This window comes from Planktotalea sp. (assembly GCF_049680325.1).
Lineage (GTDB): Bacteria > Pseudomonadota > Alphaproteobacteria > Rhodobacterales > Rhodobacteraceae > Planktotalea.
The window spans coordinates 1-23,499 of sequence record NZ_JBAUHO010000123.1 but is presented as its reverse complement, the minus strand read 5'-3'; the positions used below and the strand labels follow the sequence as shown (position 1 = coordinate 23,499).

25 protein-coding genes and 2 pseudogenes are annotated in these 23,499 nt (G+C 54.7%); 15 read left to right on the top strand and 12 right to left on the bottom strand.

What is annotated here, in order from left to right:
* Positions 1–249: 249 nt before the first annotated feature.
* Together rpsD and WBC85_RS05560 are read right to left on the bottom strand one after the other, a co-directional pair.
* Entirely contained in the window at positions 250–870 is a 621-nt protein-coding gene (gene rpsD / locus WBC85_RS05565; RefSeq protein ID WP_424433810.1) for a 30S ribosomal protein S4, read from the bottom strand.
* A gap of 170 nt (positions 871–1,040) precedes the next feature.
* Entirely contained in the window at positions 1,041–1,613 is a 573-nt protein-coding gene (locus WBC85_RS05560) for a DNA-3-methyladenine glycosylase I (RefSeq protein ID WP_424433808.1), read from the bottom strand.
* A 118-nt stretch (positions 1,614–1,731) separates the two neighbouring features.
* Here WBC85_RS05560 and WBC85_RS05555 point away from each other — a divergent pair, with 118 nt between their 5' ends.
* The 3 genes from WBC85_RS05555 to phbB all read left to right on the top strand — a co-directional run bounded on the left by WBC85_RS05555 (position 1,732) and on the right by phbB (position 4,814).
* A complete protein-coding gene (locus tag WBC85_RS05555; RefSeq protein WP_424433806.1) occupies positions 1,732–2,565 on the top strand; it encodes an EAL domain-containing protein in 834 nt (277 codons plus the stop codon).
* Between the two features lie 216 nt (positions 2,566–2,781).
* Positions 2,782–3,957, top strand: a complete 1,176-nt coding sequence (locus WBC85_RS05550) for an acetyl-CoA C-acetyltransferase (RefSeq protein WP_424433804.1) — start codon at positions 2,782–2,784, stop codon at positions 3,955–3,957.
* A 134-nt stretch (positions 3,958–4,091) separates the two neighbouring features.
* Positions 4,092–4,814 (top strand): acetoacetyl-CoA reductase, encoded by a 723-nt coding sequence (gene phbB, locus WBC85_RS05545; RefSeq protein WP_424433802.1) that lies wholly within the window; start codon positions 4,092–4,094, stop codon positions 4,812–4,814.
* Between the two features lie 73 nt (positions 4,815–4,887).
* On the opposite strand, the gene WBC85_RS05540 is transcribed toward phbB, so the two are convergent.
* Positions 4,888–5,346, bottom strand: a complete 459-nt coding sequence (locus tag WBC85_RS05540; protein ID WP_424433800.1) for a hypothetical protein — start codon at positions 5,344–5,346, stop codon at positions 4,888–4,890.
* 321 nt (positions 5,347–5,667) lie between these two features.
* Here WBC85_RS05540 and WBC85_RS05535 point away from each other — a divergent pair, with 321 nt between their 5' ends.
* Entirely contained in the window at positions 5,668–6,246 is a 579-nt protein-coding gene (locus tag WBC85_RS05535) for a thymidine kinase (RefSeq protein WP_424433798.1), read from the top strand.
* A 93-nt stretch (positions 6,247–6,339) separates the two neighbouring features.
* On the opposite strand, the gene WBC85_RS05530 is transcribed toward WBC85_RS05535, so the two are convergent.
* From WBC85_RS05530 to WBC85_RS05510, 5 genes are all read right to left on the bottom strand, one after another.
* The gene (locus WBC85_RS05530; RefSeq protein ID WP_424433796.1) at positions 6,340–7,287 is read right to left on the bottom strand and encodes a 2-hydroxyacid dehydrogenase; all 948 of its coding nucleotides are present in this window, start codon (positions 7,285–7,287) and stop codon (positions 6,340–6,342) included.
* Positions 7,287–7,625, bottom strand: a complete 339-nt coding sequence (locus tag WBC85_RS05525) for a tRNA-binding protein (RefSeq protein WP_424433794.1) — start codon at positions 7,623–7,625, stop codon at positions 7,287–7,289. The genes WBC85_RS05530 and WBC85_RS05525 overlap by 1 nt, the downstream gene beginning before the upstream one ends.
* Positions 7,618–8,430, bottom strand: coding sequence for a pyrroline-5-carboxylate reductase (proC, locus tag WBC85_RS05520; protein WP_424433812.1), 813 nt, complete (start codon positions 8,428–8,430; stop codon positions 7,618–7,620). The genes WBC85_RS05525 and proC overlap by 8 nt, the downstream gene beginning before the upstream one ends.
* Positions 8,431–8,464: 34 nt before the next feature.
* Positions 8,465–8,965, bottom strand: coding sequence for a YbjN domain-containing protein (locus WBC85_RS05515; protein ID WP_424433792.1), 501 nt, complete (start codon positions 8,963–8,965; stop codon positions 8,465–8,467).
* A 221-nt stretch (positions 8,966–9,186) separates the two neighbouring features.
* The gene (locus WBC85_RS05510) at positions 9,187–9,432 is read right to left on the bottom strand and encodes an accessory factor UbiK family protein (protein WP_424433790.1); all 246 of its coding nucleotides are present in this window, start codon (positions 9,430–9,432) and stop codon (positions 9,187–9,189) included.
* A gap of 95 nt (positions 9,433–9,527) precedes the next feature.
* Here WBC85_RS05510 and lgt point away from each other — a divergent pair, with 95 nt between their 5' ends.
* The 5 genes from lgt (at position 9,528) to WBC85_RS05485 (ending at position 13,573) form a co-directional block, all read left to right on the top strand.
* Entirely contained in the window at positions 9,528–10,409 is an 882-nt protein-coding gene (gene lgt, locus WBC85_RS05505) for a prolipoprotein diacylglyceryl transferase (RefSeq protein ID WP_424433788.1), read from the top strand.
* Positions 10,406–11,470 carry a class I SAM-dependent methyltransferase gene (locus WBC85_RS05500; RefSeq protein ID WP_424433786.1) on the top strand — a complete coding sequence of 355 codons (1,065 nt, stop codon included), beginning with the start codon at positions 10,406–10,408 and terminating at the stop codon, positions 11,468–11,470. Before lgt ends, WBC85_RS05500 begins: the two co-directional genes overlap by 4 nt.
* Entirely contained in the window at positions 11,467–12,222 is a 756-nt protein-coding gene (gene pgeF / locus WBC85_RS05495; protein WP_424433784.1) for a peptidoglycan editing factor PgeF, read from the top strand. Before WBC85_RS05500 ends, pgeF begins: the two co-directional genes overlap by 4 nt.
* 124 nt (positions 12,223–12,346) lie before the next feature.
* The gene (locus WBC85_RS05490) at positions 12,347–12,490 is read left to right on the top strand and encodes a hypothetical protein (protein ID WP_424433782.1); all 144 of its coding nucleotides are present in this window, start codon (positions 12,347–12,349) and stop codon (positions 12,488–12,490) included.
* Between the two features lie 399 nt (positions 12,491–12,889).
* A complete protein-coding gene (locus WBC85_RS05485) occupies positions 12,890–13,573 on the top strand; it encodes a Hint domain-containing protein (protein WP_424433780.1) in 684 nt (227 codons plus the stop codon).
* Positions 13,574–13,575: 2 nt separating this feature from the next.
* On the opposite strand, the gene WBC85_RS05480 is transcribed toward WBC85_RS05485, so the two are convergent.
* Complete coding sequence (locus WBC85_RS05480; protein ID WP_424433778.1) at positions 13,576–14,076, bottom strand: Lrp/AsnC family transcriptional regulator; 501 nt, start codon at positions 14,074–14,076, stop codon at positions 13,576–13,578.
* 203 nt (positions 14,077–14,279) lie between these two features.
* Between WBC85_RS05480 and trxB the strand changes: the two genes are divergently transcribed.
* From trxB to WBC85_RS05465, 3 genes are all read left to right on the top strand, one after another.
* A complete protein-coding gene (gene trxB / locus WBC85_RS05475; RefSeq protein ID WP_424433776.1) occupies positions 14,280–15,221 on the top strand; it encodes a thioredoxin-disulfide reductase in 942 nt (313 codons plus the stop codon).
* Entirely contained in the window at positions 15,221–15,880 is a 660-nt protein-coding gene (locus WBC85_RS05470) for a hypothetical protein (RefSeq protein ID WP_424433774.1), read from the top strand. Before trxB ends, WBC85_RS05470 begins: the two co-directional genes overlap by 1 nt.
* A 120-nt stretch (positions 15,881–16,000) precedes the next feature.
* Positions 16,001–18,076, top strand: coding sequence for a bifunctional sulfate adenylyltransferase/adenylylsulfate kinase (locus tag WBC85_RS05465; RefSeq protein ID WP_424433772.1), 2,076 nt, complete (start codon positions 16,001–16,003; stop codon positions 18,074–18,076).
* A 140-nt stretch (positions 18,077–18,216) separates the two neighbouring features.
* On the opposite strand, the gene WBC85_RS05460 is transcribed toward WBC85_RS05465, so the two are convergent.
* The 3 genes and pseudogenes from WBC85_RS05460 to istA all read right to left on the bottom strand — a co-directional run bounded on the left by WBC85_RS05460 (position 18,217) and on the right by istA (position 21,247).
* Entirely contained in the window at positions 18,217–18,471 is a 255-nt protein-coding gene (locus tag WBC85_RS05460) for a hypothetical protein (protein ID WP_424433770.1), read from the bottom strand.
* Positions 18,472–18,585: 114 nt separating this feature from the next.
* Positions 18,586–19,396: pseudogene (gene istB, locus WBC85_RS05455) on the bottom strand (IS21-like element helper ATPase IstB).
* 94 nt (positions 19,397–19,490) lie between these two features.
* Positions 19,491–21,247 (bottom strand): annotated as a pseudogene (istA, locus tag WBC85_RS05450) (IS21 family transposase).
* A gap of 414 nt (positions 21,248–21,661) precedes the next feature.
* Here istA and WBC85_RS05445 point away from each other — a divergent pair.
* The 3 genes from WBC85_RS05445 to tnpC all read left to right on the top strand — a co-directional run.
* Entirely contained in the window at positions 21,662–22,045 is a 384-nt protein-coding gene (locus WBC85_RS05445) for a transposase (protein WP_424433768.1), read from the top strand.
* A complete protein-coding gene (gene tnpB, locus WBC85_RS05440; protein ID WP_424433766.1) occupies positions 22,006–22,395 on the top strand; it encodes an IS66 family insertion sequence element accessory protein TnpB in 390 nt (129 codons plus the stop codon). Before WBC85_RS05445 ends, tnpB begins: the two co-directional genes overlap by 40 nt.
* Positions 22,396–22,449: 54 nt before the next feature.
* The coding region (gene tnpC, locus WBC85_RS05435; RefSeq protein WP_424433764.1) for an IS66 family transposase at positions 22,450–23,499 on the top strand (1,050 nt) is incomplete at its 3' end.

Genomic DNA, 23,499 nt, shown 5'->3' with positions numbered 1-23,499 from the left:
AATTCATTAGGCGACAGTCTGAAAATAAGCATACAATATCAAGACTAAACAGTGGCTAATCTGACCGCTACTACGATGGGCCTGTTGTTCCAAAAAGGACCGTTTGTTGAACGGTTCGCTGAACCGGACATTGGCGCACTTGCAGCGAAGGTCCGAAAGGTCCGCAAAACCGACATCAAGCCCCTCAACAACGGCCAAAAAAAAGGCCCGCTACTAGAGCGGGCCTTTTCTATTCTATCGCGGAGAACCTTAGTTCTGAGCGTAGTATTCGATAACCAGATTTGGTTCCATCTGAACCGCGTAAGGGACATCGCCCAAACCAGGTGTGCGTGTGAATGTCGCTGTCAGCTTGGAGTGATCGACTTCCATGTAATCAGGAACGTCACGCTCTGGCAGTTGTGTCGCTTCGAGAACGGCCGCCATCTGCTTGGAACGATCACGCACTTCTACAACGTCGCCTTCTTTAACACGGTAGGACGCAATGTTCACTTTCTTGCCGTTCACACGGACGTGGCCGTGGTTCACGAACTGGCGCGCAGCAAAGATCGTCGCAACGAACTTGGCACGGTAAACAACCGCATCAAGACGACGCTCGAGCAGGCCGATCAGGTTTTCGCCTGTATCACCCTTAACGCGATCCGCTTCTTTAAAGATCTTCTTGAACTGCTTCTCGGTCAAATCGCCGTAGTAGCCTTTCAGTTTCTGCTTGGCACGCAGCTGCAGACCAAAGTCGGAAACCTTTGCCTTACGGCGCTGACCGTGCTGGCCGGGGCCATATTCACGGCGATTCACCGGGGACTTTGCGCGACCCCAGATGTTTTCGCCCATACGGCGGTCAATTTTGTACTTGGCAGATGTGCGTTTTGTCACGATCTGGATCCTTTCAATAACAATGTTGAAAGGTGCTGTCCTTTGGTCTTTTCCTGAACATCGCTAGATGTGCAAATCAAGTCCCGACAGGCATCCCCTTGCGGGGGCCACCAACACCAATAGAGCGGCGCTTATACGCTGGCTTCGGGGCGAGTCAACAGGCGGTTCCGTTAACGTACCAGCTTTTTCACCTTTTCGTGGCAGGGACAGGTCACAATGTGATCGTTCACCATCCCAACGGCCTGCATAAAGGCGTAAACAATCGTCGGGCCGCAAAATTTGAAACCGCGCTTTTTCAGATCTTTAGAGATTTGCGTGGACAGGTCTGTGTAGGCAGGAACTTCACTTAAGCTTGTCCATGCGTTCTGGATCGGCGCACCGCCAACGTAATCCCATAAGTAGCGATCGAAACCCTGCTCTTGCTCTATGCTCTGCCACACGCGCGCATTTGCAATCGTACCCGCGATCTTGCCACGATGCCGCACAATTCCCGGATTCTGAAGCAGTCGTTCAATATCATCCTCACCCCATGCGGCGATAACGTTCGGGTTGAACCCCTCGAAAGCCTTTCGGAAGTTCTCGCGCTTTTTCAGGATTGTGATCCAGCTAAGGCCTGCTTGGAACCCGTCAAGGATCAGCTTTTCCCAAAGCGCACGAGAATCATATTCTGGCACGCCCCAATCCGTGTTGTGATAATCGATATAGATCGCCTCGGAATCGGCCCAGCCGCAAATTTCGCCCATGTTCTCACCCGCACTTAAAAATCTCGTTCTGTTCTAATCAAATTAGAACAAAATGGGAATATTAATCTGTTCTTAGGGGAATCGCGCTTATCAAACCGTAGACAGAAGGAGGCCTGAAATGGCGAAAGGGCGTAGAAACCGGTTTGATCCAAACAGCAACGACGATCCGCTTTCGGCGGCCATCAACCAACGGGATCGCTCTACCATGGAAATGGTGCGGGCCGCGCTTGAGCACAAACAGGTTATGCTTGCCTATCAGCCTGTGATGCAGTCCCACGGCGGCGTTGCCTTTTATGAAGGTCTTATCAGGGTGCTGGACGAAACGGGCCGCATTATTCCAGCCCGTGAATTCATCACAGTGATCGAAGAAACGGAAATGGGCCGCATTATCGATTGCCTTGCATTGGAAAAAGGCATGCGTGCGCTCCGCCAGAATCCCAACCTACGGCTTTCAATCAATATGTCTGCACGCTCCATCGGTTATGGGCGGTGGAAAAAGGTTTTAGAGCGAAACCTGCGCACCGATCCGACCCTCGGCGAGCGGCTCATCCTTGAAATCACCGAAAGTTCCGCAATGCTTGTCCCCGAACTCGTCATTTCGTTCATGGGCGAACTACAATCGCAAGGCGTGTGCTTTGCCTTGGATGACTTTGGTGCGGGCTACACATCGTTTCGATACTTGCGTGATTTCTATTTCGACATGATTAAAATCGACGGGCAATTTGTACGCGGGGTCGCGAATAACCCCGACAATCAGGTCTTGTTGCAGGCTCTTGTTTCTATCGCGCAGCACTTTGACATGTTCACCGTCGCCGAGTTTGTCGAAAACGAAGATGATGCTACCTTTTTAGCGCAAAACGGTATCGATTGCCTACAAGGCTACTTTTTCGGTGCCCCAACAGTGCGCCCGCCCTGGAGCGAAAGCTCGGATCAACTGAGGGCAAGCGCTTAAGGTCAGCTTCGTTCCACCTTGGCCATCAAACAACGCATCTGGCGGAACATCGCCTTCTTAAATCTGGCTGAGACACACTGTCCGTTTACAGGTAAGGTCCCCTCAGGCTATTGACGCAACGGAATGTCGATCTCATCAGAATCGCCCAGCCCACACGATTGGATCAGAGGCGGTTTTGTCATCGAGGTCTGCGTCACGCTTGGGTAGAGGGACCACATGACAAATATCGTAATCGCATCCGCCGCTCGTACTGCCGTTGGCAGCTTCACGGGTTCTTTCGCAAACACGCCTGCACATGATCTGGGCGCGACAATGCTCAAGGCCTTGGTCGAGCGCGCAGGCATCGATGCCGCTGATGTCTCCGAGACGATCCTAGGTCAGGTACTGACGGCGGGTCAGGGTCAAAACCCGGCACGTCAGGCGCATGTTAACGCAGGCCTGCCAATTGAATCTTCCGCCTGGTCGATCAACCAGGTTTGTGGCTCTGGCCTGCGCGCCGTTGCCCTTGCTGCCCAGCACATCCAGCTTGGCGATGCCGCAATCGTTGCTGCCGGCGGGCAAGAAAACATGTCCCTTAGCCCCCACGTTGCGCATCTGCGCGCGGGTCACAAAATGGGCGACATGAAATACATTGATTCCATGATCCGTGACGGTCTTTGGGATGCCTTCAACGGTTATCACATGGGCCAGACAGCTGAAAACGTTGCACAGCAGTGGCAAATCAGCCGTGACATGCAGGACGAATTCGCTGTCGCATCCCAGAACAAAGCGGAAGCAGCGCAAAAAGCAGGCAAGTTCGCAGACGAGATCGTTCCATTCGTGGTTAAGACGCGCAAGGGCGACATCATCGTCGATCAGGACGAGTACATCCGCCACGGCGCAACAATGGAAGCCATGGCGAAACTGCGCCCTGCGTTTACCAAAGACGGCTCTGTCACAGCGGCGAACGCATCGGGCCTTAACGACGGCGCGGCTGGCGCATTGTTGATGACCGCTGACGAGGCCGAAAAGCGCGGCATCGAGCCGCTCGCGCGCATCGCATCCTATGCAACAGCGGGCCTTGATCCATCCATCATGGGCGTCGGCCCGATCCACGCGTCCCGCAAAGCGCTGGAGAAAGCTGGCTGGAAGGCCGAAGATCTGGACCTTGTTGAAGCAAACGAAGCTTTCGCAGCTCAGGCCTGCGCTGTGAACAAGGACATGGGTTGGAACCCAGAGGTCGTTAACGTCAATGGCGGCGCAATCGCAATTGGTCACCCAATCGGTGCCTCTGGCGCGCGTATCCTCAATACGCTCTTGTTCGAAATGAAGCGCCGCGACGCCAAAAAAGGCCTCGCAACGCTTTGCATCGGCGGCGGCATGGGCGTGGCAATGTGCCTAGAGCGTCCATAAGCAGTAACAGTGAAAGGGCGCTTCAAGCGCCCTTTTTGCTTACTGCCTCAATTTCACCACGAAACATTATTGCTATGCCGTTTGTCGTTGGGTAATCATATTACCAACGCAAATTTCTAAATGGGAGAGATATCATGGGTAGAGTTGCACTCGTAACAGGCGGATCGCGCGGCATCGGCGCGGCCATTTCCAAGAAACTACAAGCCGACGGCATGAGTGTTGCCGCGACCTACGCTGGCAACGACGAAGCCGCAGCGGCCTTCACTGCTGAAACAGGCATCAAGACATACAAGTGGAACGTCGCGAGCTACGAAGATAGCGCAGCCGGCATTGCACAGGTCACAGCAGACCTTGGCCCGATCGAAGTGGTTGTCGCCAACGCGGGTATCACCAAAGACGCCCCGTTCCACAAGATGACACCGGAAATGTGGAACCAGGTGATCGACACGAACCTCACAGGTGTGTTCAATACAGTCCACCCGATCTGGCCTTCCATGCGTGAAAACAAGTTCGGCCGCGTGATTGTGATCTCTTCGATCAATGGTCAAAAAGGCCAGTTCGCGCAGGTGAACTATGCAGCGACCAAAGCGGGCGATCTGGGTATTGTGAAATCCCTAGCCCAAGAAGGCGCACGCGCTGGCATCACAGCCAACGCCATTTGCCCGGGCTACATCGCAACGGAAATGGTCATGGCCGTTCCTGAAAAAGTCCGCGAAAGCATCATTGGCCAGATTCCTGCGGGCCGCCTTGGAGAGCCGGAAGAAATCGCGCGCTGCGTGAGCTTCCTTGCCTCTGACGATGCGGGCTTTATCAACGGCTCTACAATTTCTGCAAATGGCGCACAGTTCTTCGTCTAAGAACACGCGCACTTGAATGCAAAAAGCCCCGACTGATTGGTCGGGGCTTTTTCTTTTCGGCTTTTTGTCCTGATTAGGTTTGCTCTTCTTCCAAGTGCAATTTCATATCTAAAAGCACTTGCTGAATTGCCAGCGTCTCTTTCAAAAGGCGCTTTGCTTCATTCACAGTAATGATCCCGTCCTCAATGGACGTGTTATATTCTGCCATCAGCAAAGCAAATCGCTGGCTAAGCGCGATCACATCCTGATTAACGCCACCCTTGTTAGCGGTATTCCTGCGACGCTCATCATAAGAAAGGGTGATGCCTTTTAGCTCTGCCAAAGCGGCAGTTACATGCGGATAGGAGGACGCCTCTTCCAACGCAGCAACGGCGTCAACAGGCATAAAGCGATCTGCATGCTCGTCATTATCAGAGTAATATCGGCCCAGCGTCGCCTTTGATTTTCCAGTGAGTTCACACGCGGGTTCAATCCCCACGTCTTTTACCAGCGCTTCAGTGTGCTTTTTTAGATAGCTGCCAACTCCGGCCATATTCCATCCCCAAAGAGCCCCCCGTAAACCTTGGGGGGAAGATCCTAATTACATTCCCATGCATCCTTTAGCTTTAATGTGGCATTTGTAAACCGTTCCGACGCGTTTGGAACAACAGAGTGCCTAGTTCCCCGCTTTGTGGGGGTGTGAAACCAAACAAGATGCGCCACAAGTATTTCTGCATATGGCGCTTCTTTGGCGGTGTAATCATTATCGGGCGTGTGACGGTCAGTTCGCTGACCCTGACACGCCCATTCAGTTTTTCAACCAAACCTTGCACACCAGCTTGCCAGAGCGTCAATTCCTCGGCAAAACGCTGGTATGGCCAAATTATACTTTCACTACTCCACGATGAATGCAGGCAAATCCACCGTTTTGCTGCAAGCTGCACACAATTATATTGAGCGCGGCATGCAGGTGTATTTGCTCACCGCACAATTCGACAATCGCGCAGGCGATGGAAAGATCGCCAGCCGAATCGGGATCGGGAAGGACGCTGATACCTTCGAAAGCGATGACGATCTTTTTGCCAAAGTGAAAGCCCGGCGCGCGCAAGGGCCCTGCGCCTGCGTCTTCATTGATGAGGCACAATTCCTGAGTGAAGAGCACGTTTGGCAATTAGCCAGAGCCGTTGATGATCTGAAAATTCCGATCATGTGTTACGGATTGCGTGTGGATTTTCGCGGCAAATTGTTCCCCGGCTCCGCAGCCCTGTTGGCGCTTAGCGACGAGATGCGAGAAGTTCGCACGATTTGTCACTGCGGGAAGAAGGCAACGATGGTCGTGCGCCAAGACGATTCAGGCCAGATTCTCACGGACGGTGCACAGGTGCAAATCGGCGGTAACGAAACCTACGTTTCGCTCTGCCGTCGTCATTGGCGCGATGCGACGGGTGCATAAGATTTCCAATGGGCTTTGCCCATCGGACCGACCGGGGAAGGCCTGCCTTCCCCGGACCCCATCCGGGATATTTTTCGAGAGAGGAAGACGGATTTAGACAGGGTTTGGCAGCATTTTACCCTGCTTGAAGGCTAAAGCGTTATCAAGTGCCATATGCCCCATACCGATACGCACTTCGAGCGTTGCAGTACCCAAATGCGGTAAAAGCGTAACGTTGTTCAGCTGCTTCAGTGCTTTTGGCACAGTGGGCTCAAATTCATAAACGTCCAGTCCGGCTCCGCCAATTTTCCCTGCTTTAAGGGCCTCGATAAGAGCGCTTTGCGCCACCACTTCGCCGCGCGCGATATTTATCAAATGGGCGTGGGGTTGCATCGCATTCAAAATGTCTGAATCGATCAGATGGCGTGTGCTACCACCGGGAACAGCAATCACCAAAACGTCGACACTTCCGGCCAGTGCAACAAGCGTTTCAAGCTGCTGCGCAGGGAAATCCAGTGTCTTGGCCGAGCGGTTGAAATAACTGACGCGCATGCCAAATCCAAAATGACAGCGCCTTGCGATGGCTTGACCAATGCGGCCCATACCGACGATCCCGACATGTTTACCGCTTAGATGCAGGCCCAGCATCTGCGTCGGGTGCCACCCTTCCCAGTTGCTGGAGCGTACCAAACGCTCGCCCTCGGCGGCGCGCCTTGCGCTCATTAACATAAGCGTCATCGCGATATCAGCGGTCGCATCTGTCACTGCGCCGGGCGTATTGCTAACGGCGATGCCTGCCGCTTTAGCCGCGTCCACATCAATATGATTGTAGCCCACGCCGAAATTGGCAAGCAACTTTGCGCGCGGGTTTGGCACATCTTCGAACACATTCGCAGAGAACGCATCGCCCAGTGTCGGTAGGACAAGATCGAAATCTGTCAGGGCGCGGCGCAGTTCATCATGCTCCAAGGGCAGTGTGCTTTCACGCACCTCAACGTCAAACTCTGCGCGCGCTGCGTCCAGAACGGGGGCGGGCAATGGTCGGGTCACCAAAAGCTTCATCAAAACAGCCTTACGCCTGCTGGAACATCCTGATCGGGAGCAATGAGAACGACCTCGCCTTTTTCATCGGGCACACCCAGCACCAGCACTTCGCTCATGAATTTACCAATCTGGCGCGGCGGAAAATTCACGACTGCCATAACTTGCCGTCCGATCAGCGCCTCTGGTGTGTAATGTGCTGTCACCTGCGCCGAACTTTTCTTAATGCCAAGATCGCCGCCGAAATCCACCTGCATCTTTATCGCAGGTTTGCGGGCCTCCGGGTAGGGTTCAGCATGGATCACGCGGCCCACACGGATATCGACCTGCATGAAATCATCAAAACTGATCTCAGCCATTCCCCAGCTCCTTCGAGCGATCTGTCGCGGCTTTGACCGTCGCCGACATCAGCGGTGCCAACCCCTTATCTGCCATCAACACCTCAAGCCCTGCCTGCGTTGTGCCATTGGGCGAGGTCACATTGATACGCAATTGTTCGGGCGTTTCGTCGGCGGTCTCAGCCAACGCCCCTGCCCCCGCGACGGTCGCTTTGGCCAATTGCATGGCGAGTTCCGCAGGCAGGCCCTGAGCGACACCTGCGGCGGCCAAGGTGTCAATCATATAGAAAACATAGGCGGGACCAGAACCTGACACGCCCGTTACTGCGTCCATTTGGTTTTCATCAGACAATCGCACCACTTGCCCAACCGCCTGCAAAAGCGCTTCTGCTAGATCCATATCAGCGGGCGTTGCTTTGGCGTTTCCAACGATTGCTGTAACCCCTTTGCCTACTGCCGCCGGGGTATTTGGCATGGCGCGCACAACGCAGGTTCCCGCGCCCAGCGCTGCCTCATAGGCGGCAATCGAAACGCCTGCCGCTACCGACAGGAAAACGGTCCCCTCTTTTGGCAAGGCCGCCAAAGCGGGCAAGGCTTCGCCCATCATCTGGGGTTTGACGGCAATTAAAACAACAGCAGGGTTTTCTGGAAATCCGTCATTGATATGAACGCCTGTTGCCTTGAGCCAATCGGAAGGAAACGGGTCCTGAACCCAGACCGACGCAGCGGGCAAGCCACCATCAAGCCAGCCAGCCAGCATCGCGGACCCCATTTTACCACAGCCCAACAAGACAAGCCCGCGCTGTGCAACCGCTTCTAAATTCATCTGATCCCCCGAAACTGGCATTTCGGGTAAAGTGTTACGCGCGACCATAGGCCTCTGCAATGGCAACCTGAAGCGCGTCTTCAACGCTACGATCGCCCCAAACAACCAGTTGAAGCGCGGGGTAATAGCGCTCTGCGCTCATCACGGCTGCGCTAATCATCGTATCAATCTGCTCCGGACCAGCGACCTGACTACCAGCCAGCACAAGACCATAGCGATAGACCATCAACTGCTGATCTTCCCAATAGGTAAAGGCACCCGCCCAGCAACGATCATTGATTGCATTCAATGCCTCGTAGAGGCGCGGCAAGGTCGCTTTGGGTGGCTCCATCTCAAACGTGCAAATCATCCGCAGGGTTTCGTCATAGCCAGACCATGCGAGCGTGATCGAATAATTGCGCCACTGGCCTTCAACAGACATCGCAATCTGGTCATCATGAATGCGATCAAACTCCCACTCATGATGCTCTGCAAGATGCTCCACCAAATCAATCGGGTGAATATCATCTTCGATAAACTGCTCTAGATTTGCCATGCTCTGCCCCTGTTCTGCTGCTCGACCCGAGGCTTTTGCCCCTAGGTATGGGTGCTTTTCGCGGATATCGCGGTGTTGTTGATATCCTATACCACATATCGTGGTCGCAGGCGTAGGGTCTGTAAAGCTATAAGTTGGGGATAACCGCAATAAGTTGTGGACAAAAAGAAACCCGCCACAAGATGCGGCGGGTTTGGCTTTTCAAAACGAGGTGCGCTGGCCTACTTGGCAGATGCTTCAAGCGCAGCTAGCCGCGTTTTCAACGCTTCGTTCTCTTCGCGCGCTTTTTGCGCCATCGCGCGCACCGCATCAAATTCTTCGCGCGTGACGAAATCGCGATCCGCAAGCCAGCGGTCCATCAATGACTTCATTGCGGTCTCTGCTTCTGTCTTTGCACCCTGCGCCACGCCCATCGCGTTGGTCATCAGTTGCGAAATATCATCCAGAACTTTGTTTCGAGTTTGCATATTTGCCTCCGGCCTTCCATTTGGATGATATATGGGCTTGAAAGCAGCAGGTCACAAGGCGTCAACTCGGCGCAATCGAGCATAAGGCACATCACATGCGCGTAGCGATAGAATTCCCACCCATTTCACCAGAGATATTTTCGATCTCCCTTATGGGCTACGACTTTGCTCTGCGTTGGTATGCGTTGGCCTATATCATTGGCATTCTGATCGGCTGGCGAATGGCGCTAATGGCAATCAAAACAGCCCGGCTTTGGCCAGAAAACAAGGCCCCAATGACCACCGCTCAAGTCGAAGACTTGCTCACATCGGTCATTCTAGGCGTCATTGTTGGCGGGCGCATCGGTTATGTGGTGTTCTACCAACCCGCTTATTATCTTGCCCATCCGCTTGAAGCCTTGATGATCTGGCAGGGCGGCATGTCTTTTCATGGCGGGCTTTTGGGAGTGGTTGTTGCAGGGCTTTATTTCTGCACGCGCAATGGCGTTGCAAAACTCCAAGCTGCGGACATGATGGCGCTGGCTGTTGCGCCGGGCCTGCTGCTTGGACGTATTGCCAATTTCATCAATGCCGAACTTTGGGGGCGCCAGACCGACCAGCCGTGGGGCGTTATCTTCCCGGGCGACGCTGCCCAGAACTGTGGCCCACTCATCGAAATTTGCGCACGTCATCCTTCCCAGCTCTATGAGGCCATTCTTGAAGGCCTTGTGCTTGGCGGCTTCATACTGTGGCTTGCATGGCGCCGCCATGCTTTGAAAACCCCGGGCGTGGTTATGGGGACGTTCTTTGCCGGCTATGGGATCGCACGCTTTATTGTCGAGTTTTTCCGCCAGCCTGATGCCTTGTTCATATCGGAGGGCAATCCTCTCGGCCTTGCACTGCAATCAAACGGCTATGGGTTCACCATGGGCCAATTGCTGTCTTTTCCGATGATCCTGATTGGCATCTGGTTTATCTTGCGAGCCCGCAAAGAATGACCCCGCTTGAAGGGATTTTGAAAGCGCAGATAGCGGCCCAAGGCCCTATGAGTATCGCGCAGTTTATGGAGCTTTGTCTGTTCCATCCCGATCACGGGTATTACACAACGCGCGAACCTTTCGGCGTGACGGGCGACTTCACTACCGCGCCTGAAATCAGCCAGATGTTTGGCGAGTTGATCGCACTTTCTTTGGCGCAGGCATGGATGGATCAAGGCCAGCCCGCAAAAGTCGCGCTTGTCGAGCTCGGCCCGGGCCGCGGCACTTTAATGGCGGATATCCTGCGCACGTTGCGCGCCGTCCCGGCGTTTGCCAAAGCTTGCGACATTCACCTGATCGAGGCCTCAACGCGCATGCGCGCTGTCCAGAAAGCCGCGCTCGCAGATTATACACCAGTCTGGCACGATGGCGTCGATAGCTTGCCCCAGGACCTGCCCGTTTTTGCCGTAGCAAACGAATTTTTCGACGCTTTGCCGATCCGCCAAATGGTGCGCGATGGCGATGCATGGCGCGAAAGGCAAGTCGGGCTTAAGGCAGATACGTTAACCTTTGGGTTAAGCGAAGCAGCACCCCTTGGCGCACTAAAGCATCGGCTTGACGATACCAAAGACGGCGATCTGGTCGAGCATTGCATCGCAGCACCCAACATTATGTGCGCGCTTGCAGAACGCATTCAAGCCAGCGGCGGAGCCGCGTTGATTTTCGATTACGGCGACTGGCGTTCGCTTGGAGACACGCTTCAGGCAATCCATGCACATGAAAGCGTTGATGCTCTGCACAAGCCCGGTCAAAGTGATCTGACGGCACATGTGGATTTTGAAGCGCTTGTCACGGACCTGCCTTGCACGCATTCAAGAATAACGCCTCAGGGAATCTTTCTGGAACGTCTTGGCATCACCGAACGCGCACAAGCGTTGGCGCATAATCTAAGCGGTGCAGCGCTCGATCAACATGTCGCTGCGCACAGACGCTTGACGCATCCCGATGAAATGGGAACTCTGTTCAAGACGGTCGCGCTATTTCCAAAGGGCGCAGCTCCACCTCCAGGATACGAGACATGACGTTAGAATTGCTCAAGGCAGACAATCTAGGCGCGGTGCAGCACGGATTTTTCACCCGCAAGGGCGGTGCATCCTCTGGCATTTTCGCAGGTCTGAATTGTGGTGTCGGCTCATCAGATCAAACTGAAATCGTTGCGATAAACCGCGCACGTGTCGCGGGCGCAATGAATGTCGACGCGGGTGCATTGGCAGGCGTTCACCAGCATCACAGCGCCGATGTTGTGACCGTAGCCGCCCCAAGCAACGAGCGTCCAAAAGCAGATGCAATGGTAAGCAACACACAGGGAATCGCGCTCGGGATTCTCACCGCTGATTGCCAACCGGTCCTTTTTGCCGACACAAAGGCAGGTGTCATTGGCGCGGCCCACGCCGGGTGGAAGGGCGCATTGGACGGCGTTCTTGCAAGGACAGTCGATGCAATGGTGGCACTTGGCGCTGAACGTTCAAATATTTCAGCGGCCATCGGGCCTTGCATATCGCAACGTGCCTATGAGGTCGGCCCAGAGTTCTTTGAGGATTTCGTGGCCCAAGACCCAGAGTTTTCGCGCTTTTTCGCTAACGGGCAAGAAGATCGCATGCAATTCAATCTTCCCGGCTTTGGTCTGCATATGCTGCGCGAAGCAGGTGTGCAGAACGCAGAATGGATCGGGCATTGCACTTATGACGACGAGGCGCGCTTTTACTCCTATCGCCGAACCACCCATCGCGGCGAAGCTGACTATGGGCGGCTGATCTCTGTTATTCGATTGTAAACAATCACACAGATTTCCCACTATTAACCAAAATCCACCTAAAGCTTGCCACCATGCTGCCCCATTCTGGGGCGAATAACGTAGCCAACACGTAAACAATAAACAGCAGTAGGTAGTATTTGTTATGAAACCCAAAGCACGCTTTATCGCATCCGTCGTAAATACAGCAAAGACGGACATGCCACGACTACCTTTTGAGCGTGGCGCGACGCGCGCGGCCTTCATCGCCAAGCGCGCAAAGGAAGAAAGCCCACGCAAGTCGGCCTAAGCTTTTCAAGCATTCGGCTCTGAATGAGCCGCTCTGTAGCGCTACGATTCGGCGCTACTTGTATGTAAATCGCCCGGTTGAGGGCGGAATTGTGGCGACTTTGCCTTTTTCTGGCGAAACAGTCCGCGTTAACGAGTAAGATTGGTGAAAAAAAATGGCAAAATTTCCATAAATTTTGACACACGCCCTGTGGGCATGACATCCATAATCCAGATTTGAAGCGACTTGTCCTTCTGTCGTTGTCGGTGGGGGCCGACGCGGTTGTGACATACCTAGATAGGTATACTCATGGCTAACCAGCTTTCTCCCGCCCTGCGGGTCGAAAATACATACTCCCTCCCGGTCACTGTTGATCGGTTTGCTCAATCAAACGAGCGATCTCAGCGCACTCAACCTCTCATGCGCAAATTTGAGATCGCCACACTCCTTCCTTGCGGGGCGGCGCGCACCTCTCATCACCTTGCGCCTGCCACAGACCTTTTTGAAGGTACGAGCTCGGCCTTTGCGCGCGGCACATTGGTGTCTACACCAAATGGCCAGGTCGCTGTTGAAGACCTATGTCCTGGCGATTTGATAGATACAGTTGGCGGTGAACCCGCGCCTGTTGTCTGGATCAGCTCGACCAGTTTTGTGCCCGCCCAATCACTGCCAGAATCGTCACTAACGGGCCTGATACGTTTGCTTGCAGATGGCTATTCCAAGTCAGGCGCGCTTGGTGATCTAATGCTTGGGCCAAATGCACGCCTGCTTCAATCGCGCCCTTCGCTTGAGCAGATAATCGGCGTTAAATATGTGCTTACACCCGTGCGTGATCTGGATGACGGGCACTCCGCGTTTCATGTAACGCCGCCCTGCCCTGTGCGCCTGTTTCACATCCGTCTACCACGGCACGCAGCCATCTACGCAAGCGGACGCCCAGTCGAAACGTACCACCCTGGACGTGGCTGCGAAGAACTGCTTGGCACAAACATGCGCTCGCTTTTCTTGTCACTTTTCCCTGACATCGAAAGTTTCGCTGACTTCGGCCCACTCGCCTACCCGCGCATGTCCAAGGACACGTTGGATAGCCTGACGCAAAGCTAGACCTATTCGCTTCGGCTCAGGCGTTCTTCCAAGACATCAAAGGGAACGCCTGGGTCATCCTTCGCACCGCGTATCACGAGCGACGTTTTAACACTGCCAACGTTGCCAGTTGTCAAAAGCTCGGAGGTTAGAAATTTCTGGAAGGAGCTCAGGTCGGGCGCGACGCATTTCAGGATGAAATCTACTTCGCCATTCAACATGTGACATTCGCGAACCAAAGGCCAATTGCGGCATTGTTCCTCAAAGGCGCTCAGATCGGCCTCTGCCTGACTTTGCAAGCCGACCATCGCGAAAACCTGCACTTCGAAGCCCAGCTCGCGCGCGTCTACGTCGGCATGATATCCTTTGATGAAACCGGCGTCCTCTAACGTGCGAACACGGCGCAAACAGGGCGGCGCAGAAATCCCGACGCGCTTGGCCAGCTCGACGTTTGTCATGCGCCCGTCAGCTTGCAGCTCCGCCAGAATTTTTCGATCAATCGGATCAAGGCGCGTACCAGCCATCCGTATTCCCCCAAATTATCTTTGCCAATGTACTACGTTCACGCGAACTTGCGCAATAATGTTTCGCAGTTGCGCAAGAAAATTATCAAGATCGCATCGCAACCTATCGGTTCCTCCAAAACGGTAAATGCCGCGCTTGGCGCTTTTAGCGCCCTTGATTCCAAGCTATACCCAGTTCGAAATTAGCAAAGGGCACCCATCACATGGCCGAAACACGTCACTCTAAAGTCCTCATCATCGGTTCTGGTCCCGCTGGCTATACAGCTGGCGTTTACGCAAGCCGCGCGATGCTGGAGCCGCTTCTGGTACAAGGAATCGAACCGGGCGGCCAGCTGACAACGACAACCGAGGTGGAAAACTGGCCCGGCGATAGCGAAGTTCAGGGTCCCGACCTGATGCTTCGTATGGAAGCGCACGCAAAAGCGATGGGCTGCGAGATCGTTGGCGACATCATCACCGACCTTGATCTGTCCGAACGTCCCTTCAAGGCGAATAGCGACAGCGGAACGCTTTATACATGTGACGCGGTTATCCTTGCGACAGGCGCCCGCGCCAAATGGCTTGGCCTCCCCTCTGAGGAGAAATTCAAAGGCTTCGGCGTTTCTGCCTGCGCGACCTGCGATGGCTTTTTCTATCGCGGGCAAGAGATTGTTGTTGTCGGCGGCGGCAACACCGCCGTTGAAGAGGCACTGTTCCTCACCAACTTCGCGTCCAAGGTAACGCTCGTGCATCGCCGTGACGAACTGCGCTCCGAAAAGATCCTCGAAGATCGCTTGATGAAGAACCCAAAGATCGAAACGCTTTGGTTCCATGAGATCGAAGAAGTCTATGGCACCGATGCGCCGCTCGGCGTTGAAGGTGTGAAGGTCAAGCACACGAAAACCGGCGAGATCACAGATCTACCTTGCAAAGGTGTGTTCATCGCAATTGGTCACGCACCAGCGAGCGAATTGGTGAAGGACACGTTGGAAACCCACATGGGTGGCTATGTCGTTACGCAGCCTGATAGCACGGCCACCTCGATTCCCGGTGTGTTTGCGGCGGGTGATCTAACGGATCACAAATATCGCCAAGCGGTTACATCCGCAGGCATGGGCTGCATGGCGGCGCTTGAAGCAGAGCGGTTCCTTGCAGGGGAAGATTGATGTGCAAGGAAGCCGACAAGAATAAGCTTGAAACAAAACTGACAGCAATCGGTGTCTTTCTCACTGCGATTGCTATCGTAGTAGGTTCTTGTACAGCGACGAACACCCAGAAGAAGGCCTTTGAGTCGGACGTTTTAATCGCCTTTATACAATCTGATTGCCTTGAACAGCAGCAATTCATTGCGAACGCTGACAACCTAGAAAATTTCCCTAAACCGCTTATCATTCAACTTAATCAGGCCTATTCATGCCGTAGTGAAGAGCCGCTAGACGAAAAGATCGGTTCTTCTGACAAACCCTTTGACGCAGTGCGCAGCCAAATTGCCGAGTTGGTAAGTGACGATCGCTCGATGCGTGTTGCCGCACGGGCCGCCCTTACAAGTAGTTTACCGGTCGAGTGCAAAGGCAATGATGCTTGCCTTAACTTTCTCGAATTCAAGTTAGATGACGGAAATTTACTACGCAAAGGCAGTTACCGCACATCGTTGGGAATCGCGTTAGCGATTTCCAAACAGACCGATATTGAATTCCTTGTTCAACTTTCAAAACGCGACAAAGTTATTAAGGCCCTGTCGGAATTGTCGACTGCGAGCGATGAAACGATAGCCGAAATTTCTAAAAAAGCGTCCGCGACAATCAACGCTGCAGCCAAACGTTAACGCGTATCGCGTTGCGCCTCTGCCACGGTGAATTTGCGGCAAATCACAGGGCTTGATTCACGAATAGGAATCAACGATACGAAGTTTGTTCACGAATGAACACACTTTGAGTTAGCTCGTATGCACGTCGCAGATATCAAATCGTTACCTCAGGAAGAAGATCAACTCTTCCGTCTCTTGCGCCAGCTCGATCTGGCGCCGGAAGCGTCGCAGCGCGCGACGGCATCGGCGTTGAACATATCCCTTGGTCGCCTGAATGCGCTTTTGCGCACGACAGCTGACAAAGGTCTCATCAAGATCAGCGAACGCAATGGCCCCGACAAGCGCCAGCGCTTTGCTTATGAAATAACTTTGCGCGGCGCAGCGGAAAAAATGCGCCTCACAGATCAATTTCTGACACGGAAATTTGCCGAATATGATGCTCTTCACGCCGAACTGACAGGTGCGACTAGCGGATTAGAACCATTCAAACACAGGACCAAACTTATGCAAAACAACCTCGCCCCAATTCCCGAGCTATATGTCAGCTATGACAGCGCGCAAAAACTGAAGGTAGAAGCTGGCGAACTCACGTCACACGATCTGACACCGCGCCAGATTTGCGACTTGGAACTGCTGATGAACGGCGGCTTCAACCCGCTGAAAGGCTTCCTGACAGAAGCAGACTACGACGGTGTTGTTGAAAACATGCGCCTCGCGGACGGCTCACTTTGGCCAATGCCGATCACTCTTGATGTTAGCGAAGATTTCGCAGCATCCCTTGAAATTGGTCAGGACATTGCCCTGCGCGATCAGGAAGGTGTTATCCTTGCGACAATGACAGTCACCGACCGCTGGGAGCCAAACAAGTCCCGCGAAGCCGAGAAAGTCTTCGGCGCGGACGACGATGCGCACCCTGCCGTGAACTACCTGCACAACCAAGCTGGCAAAATCTATCTTGGCGGTCCGGTCACAGGCATTCAGCAGCCGGTTCACTATGACTTCCGCGGTCGCCGCGATACGCCAAATGAATTGCGTGCCTACTTCCGCAAAATGGGCTGGCGCAAAGTGGTTGCGTTCCAGACACGTAACCCGCTGCACCGTGCGCACCAGGAACTGACGTTCCGCGCTGCGAAAGAAGCGCAAGCAAACCTGCTCATTCACCCAGTTGTTGGTCTGACCAAGCCGGGCGATGTGGACCACTTCACACGCGTACGCTGCTATGAGGCGGTTCTGGGCAAGTATCCAGCATCCACAACCACAATGTCCTTGCTGAACCTTGCAATGCGCATGGCAGGCCCACGTGAGGCTGTATGGCACGGCCTTATCCGCGCCAACCACGGCTGCACACACTTCATCGTTGGCCGCGATCATGCTGGCCCCGGTAGCAACTCGCAGGGTGAAGATTTCTACGGTCCATACGACGCCCAAGAGCTCTACCGTGCGAACCAGTCTGAAATCGGCTGTGAAATGGTCGACTTCAAGCACATGGTTTGGGTTGCAGAGCGCGCGCAGTACGAAGCGATTGACGAGATCAAAGACAAAGACGACGTCACGATCCTCAACATCTCTGGAACAGAGCTGCGTCGCCGTCTGGCTGAAGGTCTTGAGATCCCTGAGTGGTTCTCTTTCCCGGAAGTTGTAAAAGAGCTGCGCCGCACCAAGCCGCCACGCTCCAAGCAAGGCTTCACAGTCTTCTTCACGGGCTTCTCCGGCTCTGGCAAATCCACCATTGCAAATGCCCTTATGGTTAAGCTGATGGAAATGGGCGGCCGCCCCGTGACGCTGCTTGATGGTGACATCGTTCGCAAGAACCTGTCCTCCGAGCTTGGCTTCTCCAAAGAGCACCGCGATCTGAACATCCGCCGTATCGGCTATGTTGCTTCCGAGATCACCAAAAACGGTGGTATCGCGATCTGTGCGCCAATCGCGCCGTATGCAACAACACGCCGCGCGGTTCGCGAAGATGTTGAAGCCTTCGGTGCCTTTGTCGAAGTTCACGTCGCAACGTCAATTGAAGAGTGCGAAAAGCGTGATCGCAAAGGGCTCTACAAATTGGCGCGTGAAGGCAAGATCAAGGAATTCACAGGTATCTCCGATCCCTATGACGTTCCCGCAAACCCTGAACTGAGCGTTGAAACCGCAAACGTCGAAGTCGACAACTGCGCGCATCAGGTTCTGCTGAAACTTGAATCAATGGGTTTGATTACTGCGTAAATCAACACCACTGCAAAAACACAAAGGGCGGCTCATGCCTGAGCCGCCCTTTTACGTTGCGCGATCACAAAGCCAGAAACGAAAAAAGGCCGGCGCGAGCCGACCTTTTCCGTAAAACCCATCAAGTGATGGATTTCAGATTAGTTTGTGCCGGAAGAAGATTCCGAAGCAGCAACCGCAGTAATCACGGCAGTTGCACCAACAACTGCAAGCGCTGTACCCGCTGCTGCCAAGCCACCAAGGCCAGCCGCTGCGCCTGCACCGATACCGCCAGCTGCGCCAGCCGCTGCGCCGCCTGCGCCAGCACCAGCACCAGCACCAGCTGGAGCGATTACTTGAGCGGAAGCTGCGATTACGAGAGCTGCAGCAGCAGAAAGAGTTGCAATACGATTCATTAGATTTCTCCAAACCAATTTGAGTTAATTCAGACGGCAACCTGTTGAATGTCATTGAGAACTGACCCGGTATTGTCACCGAGATTTGACCCGCTCTTAGTTATGTATCAGTAGCTATGCTTTGGTCAATGTGGTGGCCTCCTTTGTGGCCTCCTTTGCAGCCTCTGAGCTGGCCTTGAAGCGGTAGCTGTCGTTGCCGGTCTCCAAGATGTGGCAGCGATGTGTGAGCCTCTCGAGGAGTGCTGTTGTCATCTTTGCGTCCATTGCCCGGCAGGCGATTGCGTAGCAATCTGCCGAGAGGGGCCGAAGACCCGAGCCCATTCACTGAAGCTGAGATTGGTCGTGATGATGACACTCGTGCGCTCATAGAGTCTGCTGAGAAGGTGGAACAGCAGCGCACCGCCGGACGGGCTGAACGGCAGGTAGCCGAGCTCGTCGAGGATAACCAAGTCGTTCTTTGTAAGCATCTCAGCCAATTTCCCGGCCCTTCCAAGGGCCTTTTCCTGCTCCAACGCGTTGACCGGTTCGACAGTCGAGTAGAAGCGCACCTTGCGTCTGTGGTGCTCGATGGCCTGGACGCCGATAGCCGTGGCGACATGGCTTTTCCCAATGCCAGGCCCACCGATCAGAACGACGTTTTCCGCATTCTCCCCCTCTCGGCAGATTGCTACGCAATCGCCTGCCGGACAATGATGAACTCACCGCGATGGAGCTGTCGGACCGTGGCCTCATCGATGTCGCTCGACGCGAAGTCAAAGCCCGTCAGGTCCTTGTATGATGGGAAGCGCGCCACCTTGGTGTGGTAAGCAATGGATCGCACTTCCCGTTCGGCCATTTCCGCCTTGAGCAGTTGGGACAACATGGGGGGTGCTGCCTCGAACGCCGGTGCACCTTGTGCAACCAGATCATCAACCGCATGCGCCATGTCGCACCAAAGGTGCGCAATTTATAGATGCTCGCCTTTGGCGAGAGGCAGCTTGAGGCTGCGCAGCATAATGACAATGGAAGCCCCCGCTGGATCATGACGCATTGCGCTTTCCTCCGGCCTGTCTCAGATCGTCATAGCGATCCACGTTTGCCTTCGGGGCTGTTTCCAAAGCGAGGGCATCCATTGCCCGACAGGCGATTGCAAAGCAATCTGCCGAGAGGGGGGTGGATCGATCTCTGGGTGATCTGTTTGCTTTGGGTCTATCAGCCTGTGTAGCAGGTTCAGGATATGCGTCTTGGTCGGCACACCCGCTTCCAACGCCAGTTCGACGGCCCGCAGAACAGCGCTTTCGTCGTGGTGTAAAACCAAGGACAGGATATCAACCATCCACTGCCCGGCAGGGCATTGCATAGCAATGTCCCGAGAGGGTCGCGATCTCCGCCTTCTTTGCGCAACATGTGATTCTGCAGTCGACGGAAGGTGTCCGTTGCCCGGCAGGCTCTTTTCCAAAGGAAAAGATGCCGAAAGGGAGGCATCTCTGTAAACGGCGCACCGTTGCGCAGGGCCCCCGGTTTACGTTGGAGCGAGCCTTTGTCCGCCATTGGTCCGAGGACAATGGCGAGCGCCGGATAATGGCGCCAGTCATAGATGACTTTGCCAGGCTTGCGGTGGGACCGATCAATGATGCGCTCATGCGTGCAGACAGTTTGACCTTCAGCGACGACGGCCAACCGTTCTGGGTAAACACGAAGGCTGACAGGGCGGTTCGCGAAGCTGGCAGGCACGCTGTAACGGTTGCGCTCGAAAGTGATCAGGCATGTTGGCGACACACGCTTGCTGTGTTCTACAAACCCGCCAAAAGCGGGAGGTAAAACCATCAGCAGAGGCTTCTCTGCCTCCCACGCATCAGCGATTGAACCAGGCAATTCCCGGTGCGCCGTCTCCGACCAGAGCGCGATGCAACGGTCTTCAAGCCACTGGTTCAGTTCCTCCAGATCCTTGAAGACAGGCATGACCTGCCACAAACGGTTGCGTGCATCCCGGACATTCTTCTCAACCTGGCCACTCGCCATTGTCCTCGGACCAATGGCGGACAAAGGCTCGTTCCCAGCCCGCTGCGGGATTGCAGAACTCAGGTTCAAAGACGTAATGGCTAGCCATGGATTGGAAGCGCGCATTGACATCACGCTGCTTGCCACGACCAACACGGTCGACGGCCGTCTTCGCGTCCATTGTCCTCGGACCAATGGCGGACAATTCCCGCTGTCGTAAATCCCACGCCCCGGAACGCCCCCAAACACGCGGAAGGCATGCCAGTGGGCATCGAACAGCATCTCATGTGTTTGCAAAGGGTAGGCCCGCACAATGAAGGCGCGGCTATGCGAGAGTTTGATGTGTGCAACTTGCAGTTTGACGCGTTCACCACCAATCGTGGCCCAGTCTTCGCTCCAATCGAACTGGAACGCCTCACCCGTTGCACGGCAACACATGCTTGCATGTGTGAGAGTGGGGTTGGAACACCAACGGCACAAATGTGCCTCGCCCCGTTGTTTGCTCGGCACGATGCCGATCAGCCCGCCAAGCGCGTGCAAAGGCTGCCACCCGCTCGTATGACCCATCGTAGCCGAGCTTAACCGGATCTTCATACATCAGCTTAACGTTGCGCCGCTCCTTGCGAGACTTCCGCGTCTGCGCCAAAAGCCATGCCGTCAAACGATCCGCGTAAGGATCCAACTTGCTCGGCCGACGTGGCCTATTGAACCGTGGCTCTACAGCATCCTCACGAAGATACTTTTTGATGGTGTTGCGAGACAGCCCGGTGCGGCGCGCAATCTCACGTATCGGCATTTTGTCACGCAATGCCCAGCGTCGTTTGACACTCAAAAATCCCGTGTCGATCACTCCAAATCTCCCCGAACAAAAACGTCAGGGCCATGTGTTCACATGGGTCAATTCTCAGTGACAATTTATGGGGCTACCGGGTCAGTTCTCAGTGACATTCAACAGTGTCGGCACCACCCTGTCCGTGTAACGCATCGTTCATTGCGCTGCCTGTTTGGGCCTCGTCAGCACCTGTGCCGTTCCAGACCGCCCCACTGAAAATGTCTGCCAGCAATACAGTGAACGACGCAGAAGACAGAGCGAGAAAATTTGCGCTGAACGTACCACTAACAGAAAAGTAACCGTTGGTTCGACCCCACATTTCGCATCGTTTGTTGATATGCGATTCTGGCCCTTCATAGATTTGAAGGGAGTTCCTCTATGGAAGCTACAAACGAGTTTCTCGCAAGGATACCACGCAGTTCAGATGGCAAGCGGCGCTGGCCTCTAGAGCTGAAGGCGCGGATTGTTGCGGAAACGCTGATTGAGGGCGCGACTGTGAATGGGGTGGCCAAGCGATATGGCTTGATACCGAGCAGCGTTTCAGATTGGCGGCGCATGGCGCGGACGGGCAAGCTTGTTTTGCCCAACTTGGATGGTATGGATTTTGTGCCCGTGCAGATTGAAGATCCCAAGGCGTTGAGCCCAGTTTGCCCGTCGTCCCCGTCTTCCGGAACACTTGATGTGATGAAGGGCGACATTACGATCCGCTTGACGGGCGACACATGCGCCGTGCGCATTGCCGAGATCGTGGCCGCGCTGTGATCCACCCCTCGCATGGCGTGCAGGTCTTTGTGGCGACCAAGCCTGTGGACTTCCGCAAGGGGCACGATGGTTTGGCCGCTTTGGTCCAGAGCCATCTGCAAAAGAAGCCGTTCGACGGTGCGGTCTATGTATTCCGCGCCAAGCGGGCGGATCGGCTCAAGATGATTTGGTGGGACGGAACTGGCTTAGTCATGGCCTACAAGCGGCTGGAGCAGAATGCGTTCAAATGGCCTGCCATCAAAGACGGCGTTTTACGGCTTGATCCGGCACAATTTGAGGCGCTGTTTGCGGGTCTGGATTGGCGGCGCGTGACCGCATTAGAGACCCGTCCGCCAGCTGCGGCAGAATGACTCGGGTGACATTTTGGGCGGGCACGTCAGCGTGGTTTTTGGTAATTATCGCCTATGACTTTCCCTGCTGATCTTCCTGATGATATCGATGCGCTCAAGGCTATTATTTTGGCCTCGCAGGCGAAGATGGCTGACCAAGATGGCATCATTGAGCGCAAGGAAGACCGCATCATTCGGCTGGAAAAGCTGTTGGCCGACTTCAAACGCGCGCTCTACGGCGCGAAGTCCGAGAAGGGTCACCCAGATCAATATCATCTCGCGCTGGAGGACATTGAGACGGCCATGGCTGTTGTCCATGCCGAGGATGAAGCGATTGACCCGTCAAAAAAGGTGGCGTCAAAACCCCGCGCTGGTCGGGGTGTCCTGCCAAAGCACTTGCCGCGTGTTGAAGAGATTATTGCACCAGACCTCTCCTGTGGTTGCGGTGCGATGCGTCACATCATCGGGGAAGACGTCAGCGAACGGCTGGATATCGTGCCCGCGCAGTTCCGCGTGCTTGTGATCCGCCGCCCCAAGTATGCGTGCCGGTCCTGTGAGGCTGGCATCATCCAAGCGCCCGCAAAACCGCGCCTGATCGAAGGCGGCATGCCGACTGAGGCAACCATCGCCAGTGTGATCGTGTCGAAGTATGCTGATCACCTGCCACTTTATCGCCAGAGCCAAATCTATGCACGCCAAGGCGTCGATATTGACCGATCCACATTGGCGTTCTGGGTTGGCAAAGCGGCTTATGAGTTAAGGCCAGTGCATAACGCGCTGCTGGCGCATCTCAAGACGTCGTCCAAACTCTTCATGGATGAGACGCCCGCGCCAGTGCTTGATCCGGGACGTGGCAAGGTCAAGAAGGGATACTTCTGGGCGCTCGCCCGCGATGATCGCGGCTGGAATGGGCCAGAACCGCCGGGTGTAGCCTTTACCTATGCACCAGGACGATCTGGCACATATGCTTCTGAGATATTGCAGGGCTTTGAGGGCATCCTGCAGGTGGATGGCTATGCTGGATATAACCGCGTGCTTGATCTGCGGGACAACGCCCCAATCCAGTTGGCATATTGCTGGGCGCATGCGCGTCGCAAGCTCTTTGATCTGACCCACAACAATGTG